This window comes from Actinomadura montaniterrae, from assembly GCF_008923365.1.
GTDB classification, from domain to species: Bacteria; Actinomycetota; Actinomycetes; order Streptosporangiales; family Streptosporangiaceae; genus Spirillospora; species Spirillospora montaniterrae.
The window spans coordinates 59959-73622 of the sequence record NZ_WBMR01000002.1; the positions used below are offsets into that span (position 1 = coordinate 59959).

The 13664-nt window shown below is 70.6% G+C and carries 15 protein-coding genes and 1 pseudogene; 10 read left to right on the top strand and 6 right to left on the bottom strand.

Going from position 1 to position 13664, the window contains the following annotated elements; translation table 11 throughout:
* The first annotated feature begins 158 nt into the window (after positions 1–158).
* From F9B16_RS01650 to F9B16_RS01660, 3 genes are all read left to right on the top strand, one after another.
* Positions 159–731 carry an NADPH-dependent F420 reductase gene (locus F9B16_RS01650; RefSeq protein WP_151538001.1) on the top strand — a complete coding sequence of 191 codons (573 nt, stop codon included), beginning with the start codon at positions 159–161 and terminating at the stop codon, positions 729–731.
* 145 nt (positions 732–876) lie between these two features.
* Complete coding sequence (locus F9B16_RS01655; protein ID WP_151538002.1) at positions 877–1614, top strand: SDR family NAD(P)-dependent oxidoreductase; 738 nt, start codon at positions 877–879, stop codon at positions 1612–1614.
* A 30-nt stretch (positions 1615–1644) separates the two neighbouring features.
* On the top strand, positions 1645–2862 hold the full coding sequence (locus F9B16_RS01660; protein WP_151538003.1) for an MFS transporter: 1218 nt from the start codon (positions 1645–1647) through the stop codon (positions 2860–2862).
* Positions 2863–3181: 319 nt separating this feature from the next.
* Here F9B16_RS01660 and F9B16_RS01665 read toward each other — a convergent pair whose 3' ends face one another.
* Entirely contained in the window at positions 3182–3643 is a 462-nt protein-coding gene (locus tag F9B16_RS01665; RefSeq protein WP_151538004.1) for a nuclear transport factor 2 family protein, read from the bottom strand.
* Between the two features lie 87 nt (positions 3644–3730).
* Here F9B16_RS01665 and F9B16_RS01670 point away from each other — a divergent pair, with 87 nt between their 5' ends.
* Together F9B16_RS01670 and F9B16_RS01675 are read left to right on the top strand one after the other, a co-directional pair.
* On the top strand, positions 3731–4315 hold the full coding sequence (locus F9B16_RS01670; RefSeq protein WP_151538005.1) for a TetR/AcrR family transcriptional regulator: 585 nt from the start codon (positions 3731–3733) through the stop codon (positions 4313–4315).
* Between the two features lie 639 nt (positions 4316–4954).
* A complete protein-coding gene (locus F9B16_RS01675; protein WP_151538006.1) occupies positions 4955–6211 on the top strand; it encodes a serine hydrolase domain-containing protein in 1257 nt (418 codons plus the stop codon).
* Between the two features lie 40 nt (positions 6212–6251).
* On the opposite strand, the gene F9B16_RS01680 is transcribed toward F9B16_RS01675, so the two are convergent.
* The gene (locus F9B16_RS01680; protein ID WP_151538007.1) at positions 6252–6764 is read right to left on the bottom strand and encodes a cytochrome P450 family protein; all 513 of its coding nucleotides are present in this window, start codon (positions 6762–6764) and stop codon (positions 6252–6254) included.
* A gap of 105 nt (positions 6765–6869) precedes the next feature.
* On the opposite strand from F9B16_RS01680, the gene F9B16_RS01685 reads away from it, so the two are divergent.
* From F9B16_RS01685 to F9B16_RS53490, 5 genes are all read left to right on the top strand, one after another.
* The gene (locus tag F9B16_RS01685; protein ID WP_151538008.1) at positions 6870–7427 is read left to right on the top strand and encodes a nucleoside/nucleotide kinase family protein; all 558 of its coding nucleotides are present in this window, start codon (positions 6870–6872) and stop codon (positions 7425–7427) included.
* Positions 7428–7555: 128 nt separating this feature from the next.
* On the top strand, positions 7556–8461 hold the full coding sequence (locus F9B16_RS01690; protein ID WP_151538009.1) for an LLM class F420-dependent oxidoreductase: 906 nt from the start codon (positions 7556–7558) through the stop codon (positions 8459–8461).
* Positions 8458–8772 (top strand): hypothetical protein, encoded by a 315-nt coding sequence (locus F9B16_RS01695; RefSeq protein ID WP_151538010.1) that lies wholly within the window; start codon positions 8458–8460, stop codon positions 8770–8772. Before F9B16_RS01690 ends, F9B16_RS01695 begins: the two co-directional genes overlap by 4 nt.
* On the top strand, positions 8757–9380 hold the full coding sequence (locus F9B16_RS01700; protein ID WP_151538011.1) for a Dabb family protein: 624 nt from the start codon (positions 8757–8759) through the stop codon (positions 9378–9380). Before F9B16_RS01695 ends, F9B16_RS01700 begins: the two co-directional genes overlap by 16 nt.
* Before the next feature lie 154 nt (positions 9381–9534).
* The gene (locus tag F9B16_RS53490; protein WP_264159664.1) at positions 9535–9660 is read left to right on the top strand and encodes a hypothetical protein; all 126 of its coding nucleotides are present in this window, start codon (positions 9535–9537) and stop codon (positions 9658–9660) included.
* Between the two features lie 7 nt (positions 9661–9667).
* Here F9B16_RS53490 and F9B16_RS01710 read toward each other — a convergent pair whose 3' ends face one another.
* The 4 genes and pseudogenes from F9B16_RS01710 to F9B16_RS52295 all read right to left on the bottom strand — a co-directional run.
* Entirely contained in the window at positions 9668–10495 is an 828-nt protein-coding gene (locus F9B16_RS01710) for a methyltransferase domain-containing protein (protein ID WP_151538013.1), read from the bottom strand.
* Positions 10496–10659: 164 nt separating this feature from the next.
* The gene (locus tag F9B16_RS01715; RefSeq protein ID WP_225991261.1) at positions 10660–11895 is read right to left on the bottom strand and encodes a flavin-dependent oxidoreductase; all 1236 of its coding nucleotides are present in this window, start codon (positions 11893–11895) and stop codon (positions 10660–10662) included.
* Positions 11896–11900: 5 nt separating this feature from the next.
* Entirely contained in the window at positions 11901–13145 is a 1245-nt protein-coding gene (locus F9B16_RS01720; RefSeq protein ID WP_192808558.1) for a DJ-1/PfpI family protein, read from the bottom strand.
* A gap of 227 nt (positions 13146–13372) precedes the next feature.
* Positions 13373–13606 (bottom strand): annotated as a pseudogene (locus F9B16_RS52295) (dihydrofolate reductase family protein); the annotation flags it as partial.
* Positions 13607–13664: the final 58 nt, after the last annotated feature.

Genomic DNA, 13664 nt, shown 5'->3' on the forward strand with positions numbered 1-13664 from the left:
CGTCTCGTCCAACCCCCGCGGTTCGCCCTTGCGCGGCGCCTACCGGAGTTGCGTCGAATTCGACGCAACCGTACGATCGACCCCGTTGCCCAGATGCGTCGAATTCGACGCACTTCGCGTCGCGCCGTCGACGCGCCCACCTGACGAAAGGGCCGCTCATGAAGATCAGCATCATCGGCAAGGGGAACGTCGGCTCCGCGCTGGAGCGCCGTCTCACCGCGGCCGGGCACACCGTCACCACGGCGAACTCCTCCACCGCCCCGGACCGGGTCGCGGCGCAGGTCGCCGAGGCCGACGCCACCGCGCTGGCCGTGCCGTTCCCCGCCGTCGCGCAGTTCGACGCCGAGATCAAGACCGCCCTGCGGAACAGGGTCGTCATCGACGCCACCAACCCGCTGGCCGCCGACTTCATGTCGCTGACCATCGGGCACACCACCTCGGGGGGCGAGCAGGTCGCCGCCGCACTTCCCGGCGCACGGGTGGTCAAGGCCTTCAACACCGTGCTCGCCGCCACGCTGGAGGTTCCCGGCCTGTTCTTGCCGGTGGCCTCCGACGATAAGACCGCCAAGAAGACCGTGCTGGAGCTGGGCACGCAGCTCGGCTTCGACGCCGTGGACATCGGCCCGCTGGCCAACGCCCGCTACATGGAGCCGGCCGTGGAACTGTTGGTCCAGCTCGCGTACGGGCAAGGGATGGGCGAAGGCATCGGCTTCACCCTGGCACGGGCATGACGATCCCCAGGTGGACGGCGGGATTCCGCCCGGCGGTCGTCAGGCCGCACGGGCGGATCCCGTCCCATGCCTTCGGCGTGCAGGCCTCCGGGCCGAGGTTTGAAGCGCAGACCATTCGCGCGACCGGCACCGGAAGGAGCGGGAAATGACCGATCAGGATCTGTCCGGCAGGGTGGCCCTGCTCACCGGGGCGTCAGGGGGCATCGGCCTGGCGCTGGGCCGGCTCCTCATCGCCTCCGGCGTGAAGACCGCCTTCGTCTACGGGTCGCACTCCGGCCCCGCTCACGAGTTGGTCGCCCAGGCCCAGAACGCGGGGATCGGCGCGGTCGCGCTCGCCGGCGACCTCGCCGACCCTCATGTCCCGGCCAGGCTGCTGGACGACGCCGCCGACGCGCTCGGCGGCCCCGTGGACATCCTGATCCCCAACGCGGGCCACGCGCTCCAGCAGGACTACACCACGCTCGACCTCCAGGCGTGGGACCGCACGCTCGCGGTCAACCTGCGCGCCCCCTTCCTGCTGGCCCAGCACGCCCTGCCGGGCATGGCCGCACGCGGCTACGGGCGCGTGCTGTTCATGTCCTCGGCCGCCGCCTTCACCGGCGGCGTCATCGGCGCGGACTACGCCGCGTCCAAGGCCGGACTGCACGGCCTGACCCACTTCCTGGCCGCCCGCGTCGCCTCCAGCGGCGTGACGGTCAACGCCCTGGCGCCCGCTCTGATCGCCGACACGCGCATGCTGCCCGGCAACGCCGATCCCCGCGCCCTGCCCGTCGGCCGGTTCGGCCGGCCCGAGGAGGTCGCCGACCTGGCGATGGCCGTCCTGCGCAACGGATACCTCACCAACCAGGTGCTGAGCCTGGACGGCGGCGCCTACCCGCGCTGACCCCTCCCCCTTCGCTGACAGGAGCCCCCCATGCCCGTGGCCCTGCTCGCCCTCGCGATCAGCGCGTTCGGCATCGGAACCACCGAATTCATCATCAACGGCCTGCTGCCCGACCTGGCCGCCGACCTCGGCGTCGGCATCCCGGCCGCCGGGCTGCTGGTCTCGGGATACGCGGCCGGCGTGGTCATCGGCGCGCCGCTTCTCACCATGGCGGGGGCGCGCCTGCCCCGCAAGGCCATGCTGCTCGCCCTGATGACCCTCTTCCTTGCAGGGAACCTGCTTTCAGCGCTGGCCCCCTCCTACGGGGTGCTGATGGCCGGACGGATCGTCGCGGCCTTCTCCCACGGCGCCTTCTTCGGCGTCGGCGCCGTCGTCGCGGCGGACCTGGTGCGACCGGCCAAGCGCGCCAGCGCGCTGTCGGTGATGTTCTCCGGACTGAGCCTGGCGAACGTCCTCGGCGTGCCCGCCGGCACCGCGATCGGGCAGGCGCTCGGCTGGCGCGCCGCCTTCTGGGCCGTCGTCGCCGTCGCGGTGGTCGGCCTCGCCGGGGTGGCGGCGCTGGTCCCCTCCCGCCCGCGCCCCCGAGAGCAGAGCCTCGTGCGCGAGCTGAGCGTCTTCCGGCAGGGCGGCGTGTGGCTGGCACTGGCCATGACCGTGTTCGGATTCGCACCCGTGTTCACCGTGATCACCTTCATCGCGCCGATGATGACCGAGATGGGCGACTTCTCCCCCGGTGCGGTACCCGTGGTCATGGGGCTGCTGGGGATCGGCCTGGTCGCGGGCAACCTTCTCGGCGGCCGCATGGCCGACCGGGCCGTGCTGCCCGCTGTCTACATCTCCGTCGGCGCCCTCACCGCCCTGTCGGCGATCGTCGCCGTGACGGCGGGCAGCAAGCAGGCCTTCATCGTCGCGATCGTCCTGTTCGGGGTGGCCGCCTTCGCCACGATCCCGCCGCTGCAGACATGGGTGCTGGACAGCGCCTCGCAAGGGCCCGCTTTGGCGTCGGCGGCCAACATCGGCGCGTTCAACCTGGCCAACGCCCTCGGCTCACTGCTCGCAGGACTCACCATCCAGGCCGGGCACGGATACGCGGCACCAGCCTGGATCGGCATGGCCCTGGGGCTGGTCGGCCTGGCGGTGACCGGGCTGGTGAGCCTACGCGTCCGCCGCCAAGCCGTGCAGACGGATGCAGACCGGAAAGTGGCCGCCGAGGATGCGAGCGGTGACGTCCTTGAGATCAGCCAGTGACGCGGGACACCGAATCCTAAGGAATGCCTTCAAAGGCCAGCAGCACGACCATGGACCAGCCCGCGAACACGACCGCGAGATGGGTGACGAGGTCATCGGCGATGAAGTCGCCAGGGCGAGAACCGTTCCTTTGATCAGGGCGTCCGCGACTCCCCGTGACCCCTCTCGGGCGCCCCTAAGATCGTCGCCTCATCCATCGCGGGCCCCGTCACCCGGAAGCCGGTCTCAAGCGGGGGACAGCGGATTACGCTCCCTCCAGCCTTCCGGCTGGTCCGGTTCACGTCCGGCCCCGGACAGGGCCGTCTCACCGGAGCCGCAGTTAGCGGAGCGGGATTTCGATGCCGTATTCGTCCTTGGGCCGGGGGCCGTGGATGCGCCTGTCGGCTTCGGTGATGGCGACGTCGTTGATGCTCGCCTCGCGGCGTCGCATGAGTCCGCGCTCGTCGAACTCCCAGAGTTCGTTGCCGTAACTGCGCCACCACTGGCCTTCCGCATCGTGCCACTCGTACTGAAAGCGGACGGCGATGCGGTTCTCGCGGAATCCCCAGAGGCTCTTGCGGAGGGCGTAGTCCAGTTCGCGTTCCCATTTGCGCGTCAGGAACGCGACGATCTCGTCGCGGCCGCTGATGAAGGTGTCGCGGTTCCGCCACACCGAGTCCGGCGTGTAGGCCGACGCCACGCGTTCGGGATCGCGGGTGTTCCATGCGTCCTCGGCCGCCTGGACCTTCTGCAGGGCCGTCTCCCGGGTGAACGGGGGGTAGGGCGGACGATCTTCTGGCATGGCGGCCTCCTCGCATTGAGAACGGTCGTTCTCTACCGATGGGCGCTACGCTAGAGAACGCTCGTTCTCAATGTCAAGGAGGCGCGGATGCCCGCCCCGATCACCGAGGAGCAGACGCGGTCCGACCGGGAAGCACTGCTCGACGCCGCGGAAGGGCTCTTCTACGCGCGCGGGATCCAGGCCGTCGGGATGGACGACGTCCGCAGGGCCTCCGGCCTGCCGCTCAAGCGGATCTACCGGATCTTCGCCGCCAAGGAGGACCTCGTCGTCGCGATGCTCAGACGGCGCGACGCGCGCTGGCGGAACAGCCTGACCGTCCACGTGGAACGGGTCCCCGATCCCCGCGACCGGGTCCTCGCGGTCTTCGACTGGCTCGCCGAGTGGTTCGCCGAGCCGGGCTTCCGCGGTTGCGCCTGGGTCAACGCCCACGGCGAACTCGGCCCGTCGTCCCCGGCGGTGCTCGCCGAGGTCCGCGCGCACAAGCGGGCGTTCCACGAGCAGATCACCGCATGGGTCCGGGACGCCGGATCATCGGCGGCCGAAGCGGTCTTCCTGCTCGCCGAGGGAGCCATCGTGACCGCCGGCATCACCGGCGACCCCGCCCCCGCCCGCCACGCACGCGCTGCCGCCGCGACCCTGCTCGATACGAACGCGCCGTCCAGCGCTTCCTGACCGACGTGGAGACCGGCGGGTACCGCACCGGCTACACAATCAAGCCCAGCCGACCACTCGAGGACCTGTTGAGTCCCGTCGCCGAGGCAAGGCTGCACGATGCTGCGGCACCGGTCACGCAGGGCTGCGTTGCGATTTCGCGAAAGAGAACGCCCCCGTCGTGTGACGGGGGCGTGGGCGGGTGAGGGCGCTGTGCAGGGGTCACCGCTTGAGCGCCTTGGCGAGGCGGGCGCGGCGGGCGTTGCGCGCCTCGGCCTGCCGCTCGCGTACGCGGTCGGCGATGATGACCCGGCTGATGTCCGTGCTGTACATGCCCTGCTCCTTGTCTCCGCCGGGCCCTCTTGGCCCGACATGTACAAGGTTCGTCCTAAGGCCCCAGGGCCCACATCGGGACAACGCCCTATTCGCGCGCCTCAGGACGCCTTAGGACGCCTTAGGCCCCGCGGCCTGCGGACCTGCCACGACGAGAGCGCCGCCGGCATCGCCGCTCAGCCCGCCGGCCTCCGACGCACCGCCGGCCTGCGCTGGTTCCTTGGTGTCGGTGTATCGCGGGCGTATCGAAAATCCCATACGTCACCGCAACGGTCTTCCGTCTTCAGTGGGGCCCGGGCATTCGTCGATCAGGAAAGGTCCGTGATCATGGACTCGAATTCCGTACGTGGGATCAACCGGCGGCGGCTGCTCGGGTGGAGCGGGTTGACGGCCGCCGGGGCGGTGGCGGCCAGCGCGCCGCTGATGGGCTTTCGATCCGAGGACGCCGCGGCCGCGGGACGGCGACTTCCGATCCGAACCGGCCCCGGCATCCCGCCGGCCACCCGCCCCGGCGGCGCCTACGACCGCTATGTGGCGAAGCTGGCCGCCGAGGGGAAGTTCTCCGGCGTGGTGCTGTTGTCGCACAAGGGCCGGACGGTTCTGTCGCGCAGCTATGGCATGGCCGACAAGGAGAAAAGGATCCGCAATCACGAGGGCACCGCGTTCAGCCTCAGCTCGGCGGGCAAGCCGTTCCACGCGGTGGCCGTCTTGCAGCTGGCGCAGCAGGGGAAGCTGAAGCTGTCGGACACGGTGGGCACCCACCTGAAGGGCTTCGCCAAGAACATCGCCGAGCAGGTGACCGTCCACCACCTGTTGTCCGGCACGTCCGGGCTCGAAAGTCCGGATGAGAACGTGCAGCGCGTCTTCCAGAGCCGCGAAGAGGTACACGAGTATTACGAGCAGCGGGCCCGGCAGGCGAAACTCGTGGGCGTCCCGGGCGTGCCCGACACCTCCCACGCGGAGGCGGAGGTCACCATTTCCGCGCTGATCGTGGAAGCCGTCGCCGGCACGACGTACTGGGACTACGTCCAGGAACACATCTTCCGGCGCTGCGGCATGACCGGCTCGGCGTTCTACACCCGGCCGCAATGGCTCACCGACGAGCACATCGCGCACCCTTATATGACGCTGGCCGACGGCAGCCAGGTGGACGCCGTGCGCAACCTGGACAAGAGCAGCTCGGACCCGAACGTACCCGGCAAGAATCCGGGCCGCGCCTTCATCGATGCCCCCGGGGACGGCGGCTTCGCGACTGCGCCGGATCTGGTCCGGTTCGCGCACGGGCTGGGCGACGGCACGCTGCTCGACCGGCCGTGGGCCGACGTGCTCACCGGGGCCAAGATCCCCCACGGACCGGCGTCGTTCGGGGCGTACGGGATCCCGATCTCCATCGTCAACGGCCAGTGGATGTACCAGCGCGCCGGCGGCAACCCCGGCGTCGGCGCCAACTGGGACATCTACCCGTACACCGGCTGGGTCGGCGTCATCCTCGGCAACTGCGACGGCATGCCGCTGCAGGAGATGATCGGCCAGGAGATGCAGGCGATCACCGGAGCCTCGCCCGGCGACGGGGCCGGCGGCTGAAACAGCGCCTATCACTTACCCGGCAGCGCCAGATTCGGCTTCAAAATGAGGGCCTCGCGTCCCTGGAGGGAAACCACAGGAAGCCATCGGCGAACGGGACCAGGGAAGGCATCGGAACGCCGAGCTGAACGGTTTCGGCGACGACCAGGCCGTACAACGTTCCCGCCTGGAGCCGGTCGGCGTATTCCCGCTGGAGCTCGACCGGATCGACGAGCCACTCCGGATCCCAGCCGACCTTGGCGAGCTGGTATCCGCGGAGCTCGGCCAGAAGCCCGTACAGGCCGGCGCCCAGCTCGTCCAGTTCCTCGGGCGTCAGCCGCACCCGGGAGTGCCGGTCGATCGCCACATTGTGGCCGACACCGACCGGGATGATCGACATCTCGAGAAAGGGCCGGTCGGCGGCATCGAGCACGGTGTCGACCAATGGCTCGTGCAGCGCCACCCGGTGCGGGCCGGCGGGCAGCGGAGGATGCGCGGCGACGATACGGCGCGCCTCCTCGATGGCCGCATGGTTCTGCCCGTAGTTCAGCACGAGTTCGAACACGATCGCCATATTCACTCCAGACGTGACGGTCCCAGGTTCCATCCGTGCCGCCCTTGCGGCATTCCCTGCGATATCGGGTCGCGTGAGTTGGACGCCCGCTGGCACGCTGCCTCCATGGATAATGCAAAAGTACTGCTCATCGGAGGACGAGCCGGTGCCGGCAAGACGACGGTGGGGTGGGAGGTTTCGGCGCTGCTGCGCTCCGAGGGCGTCGCTCACGCGATCATCGATGGCGACTTCATGGGGCAGGTGCATCCGGCACCAGCGGGAGACCCTCACCGCGCGGGAATCACCGAGAGCAACCTGACCGCCGTGTGGGCGAACTTCGCCCAGCGCGGCTACCGATGCCTGGTCTATACGAACACCGCCAGCGTGCTGCCAGAGGCGACGGGCATGTTCGAGCGTGCCATGGGGGCCGGAGTGGGGATCACCCGGGTCCTGCTCACCGCCTCCGATGCCACCGCCCGCGAGCGGCTGGTGGGCCGGGAGCTCGGCTCGGAGCTGGAGCAGGAGTTGGAAGGAAGTGTCCGCAAGGCACGGCTCCTGGACCAGCGGGCCCCCGCAGAGACCGTGCGCGTGGCGACGGACGGACGGCTCGTTGTGGACATCGCGCGGGAGGTGGTCGCCGCCACCGGTTGGGCCGGGCCTCACTTCGCCGCCCCCAGATCGTGATCGTGTTGATGGGCTGGTCCGGGAACCGGCACGGCTCCCGGTGACCGGGAAGCACCCTGTCACCGCCTGAGGGTGGGCGGCTGTGATGGCCGTCACCGAAAAGGGTGACCCTGTGGACGGGAGTGCGCATGATCAAGCTGGGGATGATGGCACCGTTCGCCGACGGCCTGATCACCTCGGGCGGGTTCCTGCGGGACTACGCGGGCACGCTCGAGGAGTGCGGCGTCGAGTCGGTGTGGACGGTGGAACACGTGGTCGTCGCCGCGGAGTACGAACCGCTGTACCCCTACTCCGAAAGCGGCCGGATCCCCGGCCCACCGCAAGGCGTGCCGATGCCCGACCCGCTGGACACCATCGCCTACATGGTCGGCGGGTCCGACGCCCTGCGGTTCGGCACCGCCATGGTGGTCGCGCCGCTGCACAGCCCGGTCGTCCTGGCCAAACGCGCCGCGACCATCGATCTCCTGTCCGGCGGACGGCTGATGCTCGGCCTGGGGATCGGCTGGCAGAAGGAGGAGTACGCCGCGGTCGGCGTGCCCTACCAGCGGCGCGGCGCCCGTCTCGACGAGTGCATCGACGCGATGCGGGCACTGTGGTCGCAGTCCCCTGCTAGCTATCGGGGCGACTTCGTCGCGTTCGACCGCGTGCACTGCCTGCCGCGCCCCGCGTCCGGCGCGGTGCCCATCGTGCTGGGCGGCAACAGCGAACCCGCCGTCCGGCGAGCGGGCCGCGTCGCCGACGGCTGGTTCCCCTACACGATCGCGCCTGATGAGTTCGCGCAGCGGGCCGACCTGTTGCGCGCCACCTCCGCCGGCCGCACCGTCGAAGTCACCGCATGGCCCGGGAGTTGCGATCCGGGACGTGAAGGAGATCCGGACTTCGTCCGCCGGTACGTCGAGGCGGGCGCCACCCGCATCGTGATCGCGCCTCGCCTCGGAGGCCCCCTCCCGGACAGTCTGCTCGGGCCGCGCGGGCTGGACGCCCTGCGCGACCAGATCGACCGTTACCGCGACACCGTGCTGGACAAGCTGTGACCGGGGTGCTCGACACCGTCGTCCTGCCTGAGCCGACGGTCGAAATGTGGCTGCGCCGCTGGCGCGGCGAGTACCTGCCGGGCGCCCGGGAGCGCGGGCTACGGTTCGAGCGGATGTGGCGCTGCTACACCGGCCCCGAGCAGGTCACCGTCTACCTGTTGTGGTCCCTGCAAACGGCCTACGACTTCTACGCGATGCGCGCGGCGGCTGCGGCCGATCCGTCCGTGACGGAATTCTGGGCCGCCACCGACGCGCTTGCCCACGACCGCGAAAGGCGCGTGCTGGAGGAGGTTCCATGTCCCGCTGGGTGATCCTCACTCCTCCGGAGACGATGGTGCCCGGCGCCGACGGCGGCCCCGATCTGCCGGGCAGCGTCGGCGGTCGCGGCGCGCACTGGGACCTGACCGGCGACGCCGCCCCCGACATACAGGGAGCCGAAGCCGTCGAGCTGTCGCAGATCGCCAGCGCGCATGTCGAATTGACCGGACGGCGCATCAAACGCACTCTGCTGCTGACCGTCCGCCCCGGGACCCCGCCCGACACGATCGCGTCTTTCGAGGCCGACCTCATGGCGATGCCCCGCCATATCCCCGCCATCCGCTCGTGGGCGCTGAGCCGGGCAACCGGCCGCTGGACGCACGCGTGGGAACAAGAGTTCGCCGACGAAGACGGGCTCAACGGGCAGTACCTGCTCCACCCCTACCACTGGACATACGTGGACCGCTGGTTCGACACCGAACTGCCAACGGCGATAGTCGCCCCGCGCCTGGCCCACCTGTACCGCACGGCGTCCGGCCCCGTCCTCACCGCATCCCACTGCGGAGAGGCAGAGCACCCAGGAGCGATTGGACGATCCAAGGGCGAGCGTCCCGACCACTCGCGATGGAGTTTGGTCAGGGCGCCGCGGGCCGAGGGGTGATAATCTTATATCCCCTACCGTCCGGAATATCATGGTTCGGGGCGAACGGATCGGCAGGCATCCGGTCGGCTCTGCGGGTTCGTGTCCCAGAGCGCGAATGGCGGGCTCAATTCGATGTACAGGGCAGAACCAGCCCGAAGGTGCGCGCCTCACGTTGGCCGACGATGAGCAGAGGCGCGAGTTCTACCGGCTACGGCGCCGCGAGAACAACGAAACGGACTTCGCCTATCCCCTGCTGACGTACACCGTTAGCGAAAGCGACCTGATGCCGCCCGTCTGATCCGTGGCTAACCGAGTGCCGGTGCGTGCTCGGCTGGGCGGCGTCCCCAGGCGGAGATCAGCGGCGCGAGTGTCAGGTCGAGTTCGCCCGCGTGGATAGCGGCCAGATGGGCGTCGATCTCGGCGTCGTCGGCCAGGCCGGCGGCGAGCAGCTCGCCGCGCACGTGCCGCATGGTCGCCGCCTCCAGCCGATCGCAGGCCAGCCCGCCGACCGGGAAGAAGCCCGCCGCGGCGACATCCACCAAGCCGGCCTCGCGCAATGCCCGCGGCAACGTCCGGCCGTAGCGCAGGTCCGCGCCGCGGCGCGTCAGCAGTTCCCGGACCGCGTCGCGCAACCGGTTGGCCCGCCGCTGCGCAGGGCCGCTGTCGTCCAAGCAGGCCAGTGGCTGCAGAGCGGTATCGGCGTCCTCGACCAGCAGCCAGCCGCCGGGCCGTAGTGCCGCAGCCATCGTGGCCAGCGCCCGGGCCCGGTCGGGTACATGCACCAGCACGAGCCGGGCGTGCACCAGATCGAACGTCCCCGGCTCCGGGGGCGGATCGGCGGCGACGTCGTGCCGGCGCACCTCGTACCCGCCGCCTGCCTTCAGCCACGACGGGTCGATGTCCGTGGCCAGCACGTACCCGCTCGGACCGACAGCCGCCGCGAGCGCCTCCGGGATACTGCGGCCACCGGCCCCCACCTCCCAGCAGCGCGAGCCTGCCCTGACGCCCAGTCGTTCGAAGTGCCCCCGCGTCACACCGTCGAACAGCTCGGCCAGCCAAACGAATCTCTCACCCGCCTCGGCGCGCGCGTTGTCGAGCAGGTACCCGCGGGCGGAAGCCGCTTCTCCAGTCATCGCTATATGGTCACCTCCCCAAACCACGAGCGCCACGATTTCGAACCGACGGTCGCGGGTTCGGAGCCCTGGCGGGTGCGTACCGGAGCCCTGGCGGGTGCGTGCCGGACCTGCACAAGGGCATCCTCGAGATGCCCCGCGCGTCAGTTCGTCGTCGTGGCCGGTCAGGTGTGGTCCTTGCCGGGTCCGGGCGTCGGCCGGTCGCGGTGGCCGCCGGAGACCTGGGTGTAGCCGGCCACGATGGCCTCGAGTTCGGCGGGGGTGATCACGTCCTCGATGCGGTCGAAGCCTTGCGGGGCTCGGCGTTCGACCTCGTCGATGACCTGTTCCGGGCCGCCGAGCCGGTTGCGGAGGACGATCTGGGTGGTGGCTGGGAGGCGGTCGCGCTCGTAGGCGAGCAGGGCTTCGGCGGGGTCGGTCTCGGTCGCGAGGTGGGCGCTCAGGTTCACCGCGTCGAGGATGGCCTGGCCGGCGCCGTTGGAGCCCATCGGGTACATGGGATGGGCGGCGTCGCCCAGCAGGGTGACCCGGCCGTGCGTCCAGCGGGGCAGGGGGTCGCGGTCGCACATGGGGAACTCGAACCGGTCCCGGGTGGACGCGATCATGGCGGCGTGGTCGAACAGGTCGCAGGTGAAGCGCTTGACGTGCGCGGCCAGGACCGCCGGGTCGGCTGGACGCGTCCAGTCCTGCTCGTCGGGCGGCGGGTCCCCGGGACGGCCCGTCAGGACGCCCATGGCCCAGTTGGTCAGCCTGGTGCCCGGCGCGCCGCCCGCCGCTATCGGGTAGACGACCAGTTTGGCGGCGTTGCCACCGGCGATCACCATGGTGCGGCCGGTGCCGAACTCGGGCCAGTCGGTGGCGCCGCGCCAGGTCATCATGCCGCTCCAGCGCGGTGGGCCCTCATCGGGGAACAGGGTCGAACGGGTGGTCGAGTGGATGCCGTCGGCGCCCACGAGGATGTCCGCGCGCGCGTGCGAGCCGTCGGCGAACCGGGCGGTCACTCCCTCGGCGTCCTGCTCGAAACCGACCAGGCGGTGACCGGTGCGCACCGCGTCCGCGCCCAGCCGTTCGATCACCGCGCGGTGGAGCAGGCCCTGCAGCCGGCCGCGATGCACGCTGATCTGCGGGTGCGCGAATCCGGCGGCCAGACCGCAGGGCCTGCGCATGATCTCCTGCCCCAGCCGGTGGGCGTAGATCAGCTCACCGGTGCGCACCCCGATGCCGTCGAGCCGGTCCAGCAGCCCCACCGCACCCAGTTCCCGGACCGCGAACGGCAGCGCGTTGATCCCCACGCCGAGCTCCCGGATCCGCTCACCGCGCTCATAGACCACGCAGCCGATGCCCTCGGCGTGCAGGCGCAACGCGGTGAACAACCCGCCGATCCCGGCTCCCACGATCATCACCTTCACGGCATCTCCTTGTCCTCACCGAGACTGTCGCGGCCGCCGCTCGGCGTTCCATCGGCTGGGCGGTCCGCGCTTCTCGAGCGAAGCGAACCGGTCATGATCAACCGTGCGGTGATGCGGACGATGGCCAGAGCGACCACGCCGACCAGGCCGAAAAGCACGAGGCGCAGGGTGGGCGTCCACGGCCAGCTGGAACCGGACGTGCCGAGATCGGCGGCGGGATACTCCAGGATCTTGCGAGTCCACCGGGCCGTGGGCCTGTCGAACGTGCGGGCCATGGAACTCAGCACCGGGTCGAACGCGAAGCCCGGCCGCCTGTGCGGATATTCCAGCGGGACGCCGGCGCGGCGGGCGGCGGCTGCGATGGCGGGGTCGGGGCTCGCCGCGGCGGTGGTGCCCGGGACCATCAGCCGGTCGACGTCGTCTCCGACGTCGGCGAGACGTCTCCGCGGAACGAAGGTCAGCCCGTGCCGTGACCGCACGGTGGCCGTGGACGCGATCGCGACCGTCCGGGCGGCCTTGACCTCGGCGTACGGGCTGAAGATCGAGGCGAGTTCCAGTTCCCCGACGCCGCCGGTGAGCACCACCCCCAGCGTGCTGTTGTTCGAGCGGAATCCGAGGTTGAGCAGGTGCACGATCGCGTTGGACGGGGACAGCCGCGATTCCGGCATGCGCGCGGGCGCGCCCGGAGAGTAGTGGCGCCAGCCGACGGTCCGGGCGGCCGCGGCGGCGGTGTCCGTGCCGGCCAGCCGCTCGATCACCCGCAGCGTCCCGTCCACCGAGGACAGCAGCCCACCCGTGGTGATCACGTTTCCGTCGTCGATGTAGCGGACGCCGCGCCGCCAGTGCACCGCGGGATGCGCGTCCTGCAGGCCGGAGAGCCGGTACCAGTGCGTGGTGGCCTCGCGGCCGTCGAGGAGACCGGCGTCGGCGGCCAGCCGCGCCCCGGTGCACACGCTCAGCACCAGCCCGCGGCTCGCGGTGCTCCGCAGCCATCCGATGACGCGGCGATCGCTGTCCTCGTCGGACGGCATCTCCGGCACCACGGTGACGTCCGGCGCTCTGCCGCCCAGCCGCGTGCTCAGTTGCGCGAAGTCCAGGTCCGGGACCAGGTCCAGCCCTCCGAGCAGCGGCACGGGCCGGCGTTCGGGTGCGACCGTGTAGACGTTGAACCTCCCCGTGCTCGCCAGAACGTCGTACGGGACGAGGGTGTCGGCCACGTTGGAACCCGCATTGCCGACCACGACGGCCACGGTGGGCTTGCCCGGAGCATGCGCAGGCGGAGCCACTGCGGGGAGTTGCCTGGCCGGCGGCGGCGCGTACCTGTAGGAGGCAAAGCCTCGGGAGCTGATGAGGAACTCCACGCCCGGGACGAGGAACAAGGCCACAAGGACTACCAGCCCACGGCCGAGGATCCGCAAGACCCGCGCGCCCTGTTTCTTTCTCACCGCGGACAGCCGGGTGGCCTCAGGACCGGGACCTGCACCACATGCATGTGATCGACCAAACCCTCGGCGAGGAACTCGCGCACCACCGACGGCCCGCCGCCCAGGCGCACGTCCTGGCCACCGGCCGCCTCGCGGGCCCGCTCGAGCGCCTCGGCGGGCGAGGCGTCCAGGAAATGGAACGCGGTGCCGCCCTTCATCCCGATCGACGGCCGCGGCCGGCGGGTGAGCACGAAGACCGGGGTGCGGAACGGCGGGTCGGGGGCCTGGCCGGCGCCGGTGGCGAAGCCGCCGAGCGAGATCGAGAAGTTGTGCCCG